This is a genomic window from Pseudomonas sp. NPDC086251, from assembly GCF_044746405.1.
In the GTDB taxonomy this organism is placed as follows: Bacteria; Pseudomonadota; Gammaproteobacteria; order Pseudomonadales; family Pseudomonadaceae; genus Aquipseudomonas.
Window position 1 is genome coordinate 69,422 of record NZ_JBIVBY010000022.1, and the last position, 11,779, is coordinate 81,200.

Below are 11,779 nucleotides of genomic sequence, written 5' to 3' on the forward strand. Positions count from 1 at the left end.
GTGTCTCGCGCTGCACCAGGGTCTTCCTACCTAGATAAATCCCGGCCGTACAAGCCTCCTTATGTAACTTTTGCGGCTCGATGGGTAGATGGGGGGAATGACAGGCACCACAAACACGGTTGTACACAGCTTCCGGATCCTGTGTAGCCTGAGCGCTGTAAAGCGGCATCAAGACACCGGCAGCTAGCAGCCATTTCGTCATAAAACGACCTTTTCAGGGTTGAGAGCGTTCTGCGTTCTGATGCGCAATCAAGGTCAATCGCTCTCGTGAACTTCATCCTACGCTGGGACAAAGCGCACACAAAATCTGCGGCATTATATACTGGCGTCACTGAAACGGAAACGACACTGCTCGCCGCGTCCATTCCCGGCGCCGCCCACATCGGAAATCCCATGCAACTCAAGAACCCCATCCTCGGCCTGTGCCAACAGTCCACCTTCATGCTCAGCGCTGCCAAAGTCGATCAATGCCCCGACGACGAAGGCTTTGAAGTGGCTTTCGCCGGGCGTTCCAACGCCGGCAAATCCAGCGCTTTGAACACCCTGACGCACGCCAGCCTCGCGCGGACCTCGAAAACGCCGGGTCGCACGCAGTTGTTGAACTTCTTCAAGCTAGACGATGATCGTCGTCTGGTCGACCTGCCGGGTTACGGTTACGCAAAAGTCCCTATCCCGTTGAAGCTGCACTGGCAGCGTCACCTGGAAGCCTATCTGGGTGGTCGCGAGAGTTTGAAGGGCCTGATTTTGATGATGGACATCCGTCATCCAATGACCGACTTCGACTTGCTGATGCTCGACTGGGCCGTAGCCAGCGGCATGCCGATGCATATTTTGCTGACCAAAGCCGACAAGCTGACCTACGGCGCGGCGAAAAACGTGCTGCTCAAGGTTCAGGCAGACATCCGCAAAGGTTGGGGTGATGCGATCTCTATCCAGCTGTTCTCGGCGCCAAAACGCATGGGCCTGGAAGACGCCTACACTGTACTGGCGGGCTGGATGCAACTGGCGGACAAGGGCGCCGAGGTTGCCGAGCAATAAATCGCAGGCAAAAAAAACCCCGGACTTCTTATGGGGAGGGGGAAGTTCCGGGGTTCAAGTTCCGGACCGCTAGGGCGGGGTCCAGATTATCTGCCAACACTTAACACAACATAGGAGCATCGAAGGGCTTCACCAGCCATTCAGTAACTCTGAGTGGCGGTTCACGGGTTTAGTTCCGGAGTGGATCAAAATCCATTAGGAATAATCCCAAGAGCTTTTCGAAATAACGGCCCTTCGAGCCATGAATTCCCTGCCTGTAGGAGCGAGCTCGCTCGCGATGGACGTTAACAATAACGCGGGGTGCCTGTGTCAACGTGGCGCCCTTTCGTCCTTCGCGAGCGAGCTCGCTCCTACAGGGAGATTTCATTTTTCTGATGGCTTTAGTGAGCTTCGTCCCAGTTATTGCCTACGCCAACCTCGACCAGCAGCGGCACATCCAGTTTCGCGGCGTCGCTCATGTGCACGCGGATTTCATCGCGAACCTGGTCGACCAGATCCTCGCGCACCTCCAGCACCAATTCATCGTGCACCTGCAGGATGACTTTGGCGTCCAGGCCTGAGGCTGTCAGCCAGTTATCCACAGCCACCATGGCTTTCTTGATGATGTCCGCCGCGGTGCCTTGCATCGGCGCGTTGATCGCCGTGCGTTCGGCGCCTTTGCGCAGGGCCGGGTTTTTCGCGTTGATTTCCGGCAGGTACAGGCGACGACCGAAGATGGTTTCAACGAAACCTTGTTCGGCGGCCTGGGCGCGGGTGCGCTCCATGTAGTCCAGCACGCCAGGATAACGGGCGAAATAACGGTCGATGTAAGCCTGGGATTGCTTGCGATCGACACCGATCTGCTTGGCCAGGCCAAACGCACTCATGCCATAGATCAAACCGAAGTTGATCGCCTTGGCACTGCGCCGTTGGTCGGTGGTGACCTCCGCCAGTTCAACCCCGAAGACTTCGGCGGCGGTGGCTTTGTGCACGTCCAGGTCATTGCGGAAGGCGTGGAGCAGCCCTTCGTCCTTGGCCAGGTGAGCCATGATCCGCAATTCAATTTGCGAGTAGTCCGCTGCCAACAGTTTGTAGCCTTTGGGCGCGACGAACGCCTGACGAATCCGGCGACCTTCGGCGGTACGGATAGGGATGTTCTGCAGGTTTGGATCGCTGGACGACAAACGCCCGGTCGCCGCGACGGCCTGGTGATAAGAGGTGTGAATCCGCCCGGTGCGCGGGTTGATCTGCTCCGGCAGGCGATCGGTGTAGGTGCTTTTCAGCTTGCTCATCGAGCGGTACTGCATCAGCACTTTCGGCAGCGGGTAGTCCTGCTCGGCCAGTTCCGCCAGTACGGCTTCGGCGGTAGACGCCTGGCCCTTGGCGGTTTTGCTGAGGATCGGCAGGCCGAGTTTTTCGTACAGGATCACGCCCAGTTGCTTCGGCGAGCCGAGGTTGAATTCTTCGCCTGCGATGGCAAATGCCTCACGCTCAAGCGCGACCATCTTCTCGCCCAACTCAACGCTCTGAATGCCCAGCAGGTTGGCATCGACCAGCGCGCCCTGACGTTCGATCCGCGCCAGCACCGGCACCAGCGGCATTTCGATTTCGCTCAGGACTTTGCTCAGGCTCGGGATGGCATTGAGTTTTTCTTGCAGCGTCTGATGCAGGCGCAGGGTGACATCGGCGTCTTCGGCGGCGTACGGCCCGGCCAGTTCCAGCGAAATCTGGTCAAAAGTCAGCTGTTTCGCACCCTTGCCGGCGATGTCCTGGAAACTGGTGGTGGTGTGATTCAGGTATTTGAGCGCCAGGCTGTCCATGTCGTGGCGGGTCGCGGTGGAGTCCAGCACGTAGGATTCGAGCATGGTGTCGAAGGCAATGCCTTGCACAATGATGCCGCAGCTTTGATCGCCACCGATGGCGCAGTTGGCCAGGATGTTCATGTCGAACTTGGCGTGTTGGCCGACCTTGAGTTTGTTCGGGTCTTCGAGGATCGGTTTCAGCGCGCGCAGCACGGTGTCGCGATCGAGTTGGTCCGGCACGCCCATGTAGGAATGGGTCAGCGGGATGTAGGCCGCTTCGTTGGCGTGTACCGCAAACGACAGGCCCACCAGTTGCGCCTGCTGCGCATCGATGCCGGTGGTTTCGGTATCGAAGGCGATCAGCTTGGCGTCGTTGAGCTTCTTCAGCCACAGGTCGAAATCGGCCTGGGTGAGGATCGTTGTGTACTTGAGTTCAGTCTCGACGGCCGCTTCTTCAGCCACTGGCGCGACAACTTCCTGGCCGGAGCGCTTGGCGTCGCGCTGGTTTTCTTCGAACCAGCTCTTGAATTCCAGCAGGGTGTAGAGCTCGGCGAGCTTGTCGTGATCCGGCTGGCCCATTTGCAAGTCGTCGAGGCCGATATCCAACGGCACGTCGATTTTGATGGTTGCCAGCCGGTAGGAGAGGAACGCCATCTCCTTGTGCTCTTCGAGCTTGGCCGGCAGGGTCTTGGCGCCGCGAATCGGCAGGGTCGGGACGATGTCGAGCTGTGCATAGAGCTCGGTCAGGCCGCCGTTGACGCCCACCAACAGGCCGGAAGCGGTTTTCGGACCAATGCCAGGAACGCCCGGAATGTTGTCGGAAGAATCGCCCATGAGGGCCAGGTAATCGATGATCTGCTCGGGAGCGACGCCGAATTTCTCCTTCACGCCCTCAATGTCCAGCGCGCTACCGGTCATGGTATTGACCAAGGTAATGTGGCCGTCGACCAGTTGCGCCATGTCCTTGTCGCCGGTGGAAATCACCACCGGACGGTCGGCCGCCGCGCAGCTGCGGGCCAGGGTGCCGATCACGTCATCGGCCTCGACGCCTTCGACGCACAGGAGCGGGAAGCCCAAGGCGATCACGCTTTGATGCAGCGGCTCGATCTGTACGCGCATGTCGTCGGGCATGCTTGGACGATTGGCCTTGTACTCGGCGAACATTTCGTCGCGGAAGGTCCCGCCCTTGGCGTCGAACACCACGGCGAACGGACTGTCCGGGTACTGCTTGCGCAGACTCTTGAGCATGTTCAGCACGCCTTTGACCGCACCGGTTGGCAGACCTTTGGACGTGGTCAGCGGTGGCAGGGCGTGAAAGGCGCGGTACAGGTAAGAAGAACCGTCCACCAGGACGAGGGGGGCTTGGCTCATGAGCAGGATCAACCTTTTCGGCGGGTCCGGCGCTAGAATAGCGGGACCGTTGACGACAAAGGGACAAGGTTATCATGCGCACACTAAATCGCTTGCTGCTGGCTGGCATGTTTGCAACCGTTCCGTTCGCCGTCATGGCGGCGGATGATGCGCCGACTCCAGAGCCTGAAGTCACGATCCGCACGGAAGGGGATAAAACCATCCAGGAATACCGCCAAAACGGTTTCCTGTATGCAATCAAGGTCACGCCGAAGGGCGCACCACCGTATTTTCTGGTGCGCGCGGACGGGACAGATGCAAACTTCGTCCGCTCTGATCAGCCCGATATGCTGATTCCGTCGTGGAAGATTTTCGAGTGGAAGTAGTTTCTTAAATTCAATCGGCGCTGGCTCAAGAGCGGCGCCCGTACTGGCAGTTTAAACATGTCTGTGTTCACCCCCCTGGCTCGGCCCGAGCTGGAAGCTTTTCTCGCCCCTTATGGCCTCGGCCGCCTGCTTGATTTCCAGGGGATTGCCGCCGGTAGCGAAAACACCAATTTCTTTATCAGCCTGGAGCAGGGCGAATTTGTCCTGACCCTGGTCGAGCGTGGTCCGGTCCAGGAAATGCCGTTCTTCATCGAACTGCTCGACGTGCTGCATGAGGCCGATCTCCCGGTGCCGTATGCGCTGCGCACCACCGACGGCGTTGCCTTGCGCGAACTGGCCGGCAAGCCTGCGCTGCTGCAGCCGCGTCTGGCCGGCAAACACATCAAGGACGCCAATTCGCAGCATTGCGCCCAGGTTGGCGAGTTGCTCGGTCATCTGCACCTGGCGACCCAGGCCAACATGATCAAGCGCAAAACCGATCGCGGCCTGGACTGGATGCTGGAAGAGGGCACGCAGTTGCTGTCGCACCTGAATGCCGAGCAGAAAGAACTGCTGCAACGGGCGCTGGACGAGATCGCTCAGCAAAAGACGAAAATTCTGGCGCTGCCGCGAGCCAACATCCACGCCGACCTGTTCCGTGATAACGCGATGTTCGAAGGCACACACCTGACCGGGCTGATCGACTTCTACAACGCCTGTTCAGGGCCGATGCTCTACGACGTGGCGATTGCCTTGAATGACTGGTGTTCGGACGACGACGGTTTGATCGACGGGCCACGTGCGCGGGCATTGCTTGGGGCTTACGCGGCGCTGCGCCCGTTTACGGCGGCTGAAGCCGAACTTTGGCCGACGATGCTGCGGGTGGCGTGCGTGCGGTTCTGGTTGTCGCGGTTGATTGCGGCAGAGTCTTTCGCCGGCCAGGACGTGTTGATTCACGATCCGATGGAGTTTCAGCTGCGGTTGGCGCAGCGGCAAAAGGTCAGTACGCCGTTGCCGTTCGCCCTTTAAAAGCTTCGCGAGCAAGCCCGCTCCCACATTTGATCTTAAGTGAACACACATTCTGTGATCGGCCGAGATCAAATGTGGGAGCGGGCTTGCTCGCGAATGGGCCACCACAAATTCCGAATTACAACGACTCCAGACACCCCGCCAAATCATTCCCTAACTTCTCCAGCACCTGCTCATACCCCTGAGCGGTCGCTGGCGTGTACCCGCCCAGCGCATCCAGTTCCGCCAGTTTCACCGGCAGGCCGGCCACCAGGGTTTCTGCCAGGCGCGGACGCAATGGCGGTTCGCTGAACACGCAGGTCTTGCCGACTTCCTGCAACCGCGCGCGCATGGCCGCGACATGCTGGGCGCCGGGCTGCACTTCGGCAGCGACGCTGAACACGCCGGTGTGCTTGAGGCCGTAGGCGTCTTCGAAGTAGTCAAAAGCTTCGTGGAACACGAAATAAGGTTTGCCCTCTACACTGGCCAGACGTTTCTTCAGGCGCAGGTCGAGTGCATCCAGACGTTCATCGAATGCCTTGAGGTTGCTTTGATAACGGGCCGCATTCGCCGGATCTGCAGCACTCAGGTCAGCGGCCATTTTTGTCGCGATCACGCGAGCGTTGACCGGTGACAACCACAAATGCGCATCCAGACTGCCCGGACGGTGATCGTGGTCATGTTCGTCGGCTTCTTCTTCATGAGAGTGGCTATCTGCGGCGAAGCGACGCAGTTTCAGACCCGGCAAATCCTGCACGGCAACGCTGGGCTGCGTACGGCCGTTCAGCACGCGAGGCAGGAAACCTTCCATGTCCGGGCCGATCCAGTACAGAAGATCGACCGACTGCACCTTCCGTACGTCGGATGGGCGCAAGGCATAGTTATGCGGCGACGCACCGGGCGGCAACAGGACTTCCGGAATCGCCACGCCGTCCTGCACCGCCGCCGCGATCAGCTGTAGGGGCTTGATGCTGGTCAGGACTTTGACGTCGGCATGCGCTGAACCGATCAGCAGAAAACTTGCGAAAAATGCGACAAAGATAGAAAAAAGTCGGGACACGATGACCACTCGAAGAGGCGAGAACGGGTAACATAATAACGTCTCTCACAAAACTCGTCGCCGCTCATGCCTAAAACACCGATTGCCAGCCGTCCCCACGACCACTCTCATTGCGTCCATACCGCATTGTCTGAGGCCGATACCCTGTGCGCGCGGCAAGGCTTGCGCCTGACTGCCTTGCGCCGGCGGGTGCTGGAACTGGTCTGGCAAAGCCACAAGCCGCTGGGTGCCTACGACATCCTCGCGGTGCTCAGCGAGCAGGACGGCCGCCGCGCCGCGCCGCCGACCGTGTACCGCGCGCTGGATTTCCTGCTGGAAAACGGCCTGGTGCACCGCATCTCTTCGCTGAACGCCTTTGTCGGCTGCAATCACCCGGAACACGCCCACCAGGGCCAGTTCCTGATCTGCCGCGAATGCCACGCCGCCATTGAGCTGGAACAGAAATCCATCAGCGACGCGATCATCGGCAGCGCCAAGGATGTCGGTTTTGTCGTCGAAGGCCAGACCGTTGAAGTGGTCGGTCTCTGCGCCGGTTGCCAGGGGGCTTGATGAGTAACGCGCTGATCCGCCTCGAGCAGGTTGCCGTCACCTTTGCCGGGCAGAATGTGCTGGATAACATCGAGCTGAGCGTCGAGCCAGGGCAGATCGTGACCCTGATCGGCCCCAACGGTGCCGGCAAAACCACGCTGGTGCGCGCGGTGCTCGGCCTATTGAAACCGGACAGCGGCAGTGTGTGGCGCAAGCCGAAACTGCGCGTCGGTTACATGCCGCAAAAACTTCACGTCGATCCGACGCTGCCGCTGTCGGTGCTGCGCTTCTTGCGCCTGGTGCCGGGTGTTGACCGCGCGATGGCCTTGTCTGCACTCAAGGAAGTCGGCGCCGAACAGGTGATCGACAGCCCGGTGCAAAGCGTGTCCGGTGGCGAAATGCAGCGTGTGCTGCTGGCTCGGGCGCTGTTGCGCGAGCCGGAACTGCTGGTGCTCGACGAGCCGGTACAAGGCGTCGACGTGGCCGGTCAGGCCGAGCTCTACAGCCTGATCACACGCCTGCGCGATCGTCACGGCTGCGGCGTGTTGATGGTCTCTCACGATCTGCACCTGGTGATGAGCACCACCGACCAGGTGGTCTGCCTCAACCGTCACGTCTGCTGCTCCGGCCATCCCGAGCAGGTCAGCGGTGATCCGGCGTTCGTCGAGCTGTTCGGAAAGAACGCACAAAGTCTGGCGATTTATCACCACCATCACGACCACGCCCATGACTTGCATGGCTCTGTGGTCACCGCGGCCTCGGCGGCCCAACCCCACGTTCATGGAGATAGCTGCAAGCATGGCTGATTTTCTTCTATATGCCCTGCTTGCAGGCCTGGCCCTGGCATTGGTCGCGGGCCCGCTGGGTTCGTTCGTGGTCTGGCGGCGCATGGCTTATTTCGGCGACACCCTTTCTCACGCGGCGTTGCTCGGCGTGGCGCTCGGCTTTCTGCTGGATGTCAGCCCGACAGTGGCGGTCACTGTCGGCTGTTTGTTGCTGGCGGTGTTGTTAGTGACCTTGCAACAGCGTCAGCCGCTGGCGTCCGACACGCTTTTGGGAATTCTTGCACCGAGCACCCTCTCTTTGGGCTTGGTGGTACTAAGCTTCATGCACGAAGTACGGATCGACCTGATGGCCTATCTGTTCGGTGACCTGTTGGCGATCAGCCCGACCGATCTGGCCTGGATCCTCGGCGGCAGTGCCGCCGTTCTGGCCTTGCTGGTGACGTTGTGGCGGCCATTACTGGCGATTACCGTGCATGAAGAATTGGCTAAAGTTGAAGGTCTGCCGGTGGCGTCGTTGCGCCTGGCCCTGATGTTGCTGATCGCCGTGGTGATCGCGGTGGCGATGAAAATCGTCGGTGTTTTGCTGATTACGTCACTGCTGATCATCCCGGCGGCTGCGGCACAACGTCACGCCCGGTCACCGGAGCAGATGGCACTGGGCGCGAGCCTGCTGGGTATGCTCGCGGTCTGTGGCGGGCTGGCGCTGTCGTGGTTCAAGGACACCCCGGCGGGCCCGTCGATTGTGGTGGCCGCCGCCGCGCTGTTTCTGCTGAGTTTTGTCCTGCCCCGTCGAGGGGTGTAGACTTGCTCGTTTTTTGCGCAAATAGAGAGTCGCAGGAATGAAGCCGTTCGCCTCACGTTATCTGCTCCTTGTCGCATTTTCCCTGCTGCTGGGCGCTTGCCAAAGCACGCCACCGGCGGCCACCGAGGCCCCCGATGGGCGAGCCGAGGCTGTTGCACAACTTGAGAAAAATCTGGCCAGCAATGAGCTGGCCACCGCCGAGGATCAGCTGGCTGCCTTGCAAGCCCAGTCACCCAATGACCCGACGCTGGTGCAGTACCAACGACAATTGGCCGAAGCCTACCTGCAACGCAGCCAGATCGTTTTGCAAAAAGGCGATGTGAATGCCGCCGCTACGGCGCTGAGCCGTGCCCGGGCTTTGATGCCCAAGGCTCCGGCGCTGACCGGTGGGGTTAACAACGCCATCGTCAATGCGCGCAAGGCTGAGCTGGACAAGGCAGAAGCAGCGCTGATGGCTGCCGAAGCCAAGGCGCAGGCGAAAGTGATCGATCCTTCGGCGCAAAGCACCACCGTTGCACTGAACGTCACCGATATTGCCAAGCTTCGGCGTCAAATGGATGCCATCGCCGCCGATGTGGTGAATTATCAGTGTGATGTGAGTATTCAGGCGCCACGGACCGAAGACTACCCTTGGTTGGCCACGTTGCTGACCAAGCGGGTGAAGAAGCTCGATGCGGATTTTGAGTTGAATCTGGAAAAGCAGATTTTGCGCAATGTTCCGGCGCAGATGGTTTTGAGTCCGCGTAAGCCTTAAAAGCTTCGCGGGCGAGCCTCGCTCCTACAGGATTATGTCGCTCCATGGCGATCCTGTAGGAGCGAGGCTTGCCCGCGAAGGCGTCCTCACTAACGAAGCACTGCCTTAAGCCGGAATCGCCTTGGCCTTAGGCTCCCTGTCCCACACCCGATGCTGCCCGATCGCGGCAAAAAACGCCTTGAACAGCTTGGCGTCCGCTCCGACGATCAACCCCGCATCAGCCTCCAGCTTCAACACATCCAGCAACTGCTTGGCCTCGCCATGCAGTGCGATTGCCTTCAAATGTTTGTAGGCCTCCAGCAGGTAATGCAACGCCACACCGTCCGTGCTCAACGCCTTGATCGACGCCGCGCCACCGGGTACGAACACCGCGTCGAACGCCACCGAAGGCAAGCCTTCCATCGACGCATCGACCGGCAGCGCCTTGCCATCGGCGGTGGTCACGGGAGCGGAAGTCGGGCCCAGCAGCTTGGCGTGCGCACCTTCGGCCGCCAGCGCTTTCTTCAACGCATCAATGGCTGCGCCATCGACACCATTCGCTGCCAGAATCGCCACTTTCCGGGTTTTGATATTGCCCGGCAGCAGATTCGCCTGACTCAGGGCCGGCGAACGATCAAGCGAGGTTTTTGGCACCTCGACCGTCCCGGCTTTAGGCGCCGGCAGACCGAGGTTCTGCGCCACGCGCTTGGCCAGTTCCAGGTCGATGTTGGCGAGGATCTCATTCACTTGCCGCGCCCGAATAAACTCGCGCTCAACCTTGCCCAGCTCAAAGCTGTAGGCCGAGATGATGTGTTCCTGCTCGTGCTTGCTCATGCTGTGGAAAAACAGCCGCGCCTGGGAGAAGTGGTCGCTGAACGACTCGCTGCGCTGGCGGATCTTGTTCGCGTCGATGCGCTCCGGATACGTCTCGAAGCCGCCATCCTGTGCAGCCGGTGGAGTTTCTTTCGGCCAACCGCCATCGATCGAATTCGGCTCGTAGGATGCGCGCCCCTTGTCGATGGTGGTGCGGTGCATCGCATCCCGCTGACCGTTGTGGAACGGTGATACCGGGCGGTTGATCGGAATCTCGTGAAAGTTCGGTCCACCGAGTCGGCTGATCTGCGTATCGGTGTAGGAAAACAGCCGACCTTGCAGCAGCGGATCGTTGGAGAAGTCGATTCCCGGCACGATATGCCCTGGGCAAAAGGCGACCTGCTCGGTTTCGGCAAAGAAGTTGTCCGGGTTGCGATTGAGGGTCATCTTGCCCAGCGGGGTGATCGGTACGATTTCCTCGGGAATGATCTTGGTCGGGTCGAGCAGGTCAAAATCGAAGGCGTGTTCGTTTTCTTCCTCGACCACCTGAACACCCAGCTCCCATTCCGGGTAGTCGCCCATCTCGATTGACTCCCAGAGATCGCGACGGTGGTAATCGGTGTCTTTGCCCGCGAGCTTCTGCGCTTCGTCCCACACCAGCGAGCAAGTGCCGGCCGTGGGGCGCCAGTGGAATTTGACGAAGCGTGATTTTCCTTCGGCATTGATCAACCGGAAGGTGTGCACGCCGAAGCCCTGCATGCTGCGCAGGCTTTTCGGGATCGCCCGGTCAGACATGGTCCAGATCACCATGTGCGCCGATTCCGGCACCAGCGAAACAAAGTCCCAGAAGGTGTCGTGCGCCGAACCGCCGGTAGGAATCTCGTTGTGTGGCTCGGGCTTGACCGCGTGCACGAAGTCAGGAAACTTGATCGCGTCCTGAATGAAAAACACCGGCATGTTGTTGCCCACCAGGTCGAAGTTGCCTTCGTCGGTGAAGAACTTCACGGCGAAACCTCGTACGTCCCGCACGGTATCGCCTGACCCACGAGGGCCTTGTACCGTTGAAAAGCGCACGAATACCGGGGTTTTCTTCGCCGGGTCTTGCAGGAAGCCTGCCTTGGTCAGCACGGAATGGTTTTCATAGCTCTGGAAGAATCCATGAGCGCCGGTGCCGCGGGCATGCACGATGCGCTCGGGAATGCGTTCATGGTCAAAGTGCGTGATTTTTTCACGCATGATGAAGTCTTCCAGCAACGAAGGTCCGCGAGCACCGACCTTCAAGGTGTTCTGGTTGTCCGAAACCTTCACGCCCTGATTGGTGCGCAGGGCTTGATCGGTGGCGTCGGAGCGGAATTTTTCCAGGCTGTCGAGCTTGGCATTGGTGTTGCCGCGGTCCAGGGTATCGGTCCCGGCCAGTGCGCTTTTGGGGGCGGCAGGCTTTTTAGTACTCATCAGGCATAAACTCCTCGTTTGCGATTCCTGCCATAGCCAGGACGCTTGAACAATTCCCAGGCAC

Annotated in this window: 11 protein-coding genes; 7 read left to right on the forward strand and 4 right to left on the reverse strand. The window is 59.8% G+C overall.

Going from position 1 to position 11,779, the window contains the following annotated elements; translation table 11 throughout:
• Nucleotides 1-202: cytochrome c5 family protein (locus ACIPL2_RS23820; RefSeq protein WP_401360399.1), on the reverse strand; the 202-nt coding region annotated here is incomplete at its 3' end.
• 191 nt (nt 203-393) lie between these two features.
• On the opposite strand from ACIPL2_RS23820, the gene yihA reads away from it, so the two are divergent.
• Nucleotides 394-1,038: a ribosome biogenesis GTP-binding protein YihA/YsxC gene (gene yihA, locus ACIPL2_RS23825; RefSeq protein WP_401360401.1), complete on the forward strand. Its 645-nt coding sequence runs from the start codon at nt 394-396 to the stop codon at nt 1,036-1,038.
• 380 nt (nt 1,039-1,418) lie between these two features.
• Here the strand turns inward: yihA and polA are convergent, their stop codons facing one another.
• Entirely contained in the window at nt 1,419-4,190 is a 2,772-nt protein-coding gene (gene polA / locus ACIPL2_RS23830; protein WP_401360403.1) for a DNA polymerase I, read from the reverse strand.
• Between the two features lie 74 nt (nt 4,191-4,264).
• Between polA and ACIPL2_RS23835 the strand changes: the two genes are divergently transcribed.
• Nucleotides 4,265-4,555 carry a DUF2782 domain-containing protein gene (locus tag ACIPL2_RS23835; RefSeq protein WP_401360405.1) on the forward strand — a complete coding sequence of 97 codons (291 nt, stop codon included), beginning with the start codon at nt 4,265-4,267 and terminating at the stop codon, nt 4,553-4,555.
• 57 nt (nt 4,556-4,612) lie between these two features.
• On the forward strand, nt 4,613-5,563 hold the full coding sequence (locus ACIPL2_RS23840) for a homoserine kinase (RefSeq protein ID WP_401360407.1): 951 nt from the start codon (nt 4,613-4,615) through the stop codon (nt 5,561-5,563).
• A 118-nt stretch (nt 5,564-5,681) separates the two neighbouring features.
• Here the strand turns inward: ACIPL2_RS23840 and znuA are convergent, their stop codons facing one another.
• Nucleotides 5,682-6,602: a zinc ABC transporter substrate-binding protein ZnuA gene (znuA, locus tag ACIPL2_RS23845; protein WP_401360409.1), complete on the reverse strand. Its 921-nt coding sequence runs from the start codon at nt 6,600-6,602 to the stop codon at nt 5,682-5,684.
• 66 nt (nt 6,603-6,668) lie between these two features.
• Between znuA and zur the strand changes: the two genes are divergently transcribed.
• Genes zur through ACIPL2_RS23865 form a run of 4 tightly spaced genes read left to right on the forward strand, consistent with a single transcriptional unit; the run spans nt 6,669 to nt 9,471 of the window.
• A complete protein-coding gene (gene zur, locus ACIPL2_RS23850; protein WP_401360411.1) occupies nt 6,669-7,151 on the forward strand; it encodes a zinc uptake transcriptional repressor Zur in 483 nt (160 codons plus the stop codon).
• A complete protein-coding gene (znuC, locus tag ACIPL2_RS23855; RefSeq protein WP_401360413.1) occupies nt 7,151-7,936 on the forward strand; it encodes a zinc ABC transporter ATP-binding protein ZnuC in 786 nt (261 codons plus the stop codon). Before zur ends, znuC begins: the two co-directional genes overlap by 1 nt.
• Nucleotides 7,929-8,717 (forward strand): zinc ABC transporter permease subunit ZnuB, encoded by a 789-nt coding sequence (gene znuB / locus ACIPL2_RS23860; RefSeq protein ID WP_401360415.1) that lies wholly within the window; start codon nt 7,929-7,931, stop codon nt 8,715-8,717. Before znuC ends, znuB begins: the two co-directional genes overlap by 8 nt.
• Before the next feature lie 37 nt (nt 8,718-8,754).
• Nucleotides 8,755-9,471 carry a PA5502 family lipoprotein gene (locus ACIPL2_RS23865; RefSeq protein ID WP_401360417.1) on the forward strand — a complete coding sequence of 239 codons (717 nt, stop codon included), beginning with the start codon at nt 8,755-8,757 and terminating at the stop codon, nt 9,469-9,471.
• Between the two features lie 105 nt (nt 9,472-9,576).
• Here ACIPL2_RS23865 and katE read toward each other — a convergent pair whose 3' ends face one another.
• Nucleotides 9,577-11,715, reverse strand: a complete 2,139-nt coding sequence (katE, locus tag ACIPL2_RS23870; RefSeq protein ID WP_401360419.1) for a catalase HPII — start codon at nt 11,713-11,715, stop codon at nt 9,577-9,579.
• Between the last annotated feature and the right edge of the window lie 64 nt (nt 11,716-11,779).

Excerpts from the sequence above, each read along its gene's own strand:
- ACIPL2_RS23865 (WP_401360417.1), top strand. The coding sequence starts at position 8,755 with ATGAAGCCGTTCGCCTCACGTTATCTGCTCCTTGTCGCATTTTCCCTG.
- zur (WP_401360411.1), top strand. The coding sequence starts at position 6,669 with ATGCCTAAAACACCGATTGCCAGCCGTCCCCACGACCACTCTCATTGC.
- znuC (WP_401360413.1), top strand. The coding sequence starts at position 7,151 with ATGAGTAACGCGCTGATCCGCCTCGAGCAGGTTGCCGTCACCTTTGCC.
- polA (WP_401360403.1), bottom strand. The coding sequence starts at position 4,190 with ATGAGCCAAGCCCCCCTCGTCCTGGTGGACGGTTCTTCTTACCTGTAC.
- katE (WP_401360419.1), bottom strand. The coding sequence starts at position 11,715 with ATGAGTACTAAAAAGCCTGCCGCCCCCAAAAGCGCACTGGCCGGGACC.
- yihA (WP_401360401.1), top strand. The coding sequence starts at position 394 with ATGCAACTCAAGAACCCCATCCTCGGCCTGTGCCAACAGTCCACCTTC.
- ACIPL2_RS23835 (WP_401360405.1), top strand. The coding sequence starts at position 4,265 with ATGCGCACACTAAATCGCTTGCTGCTGGCTGGCATGTTTGCAACCGTT.
- znuB (WP_401360415.1), top strand. The coding sequence starts at position 7,929 with ATGGCTGATTTTCTTCTATATGCCCTGCTTGCAGGCCTGGCCCTGGCA.
- ACIPL2_RS23840 (WP_401360407.1), top strand. The coding sequence starts at position 4,613 with ATGTCTGTGTTCACCCCCCTGGCTCGGCCCGAGCTGGAAGCTTTTCTC.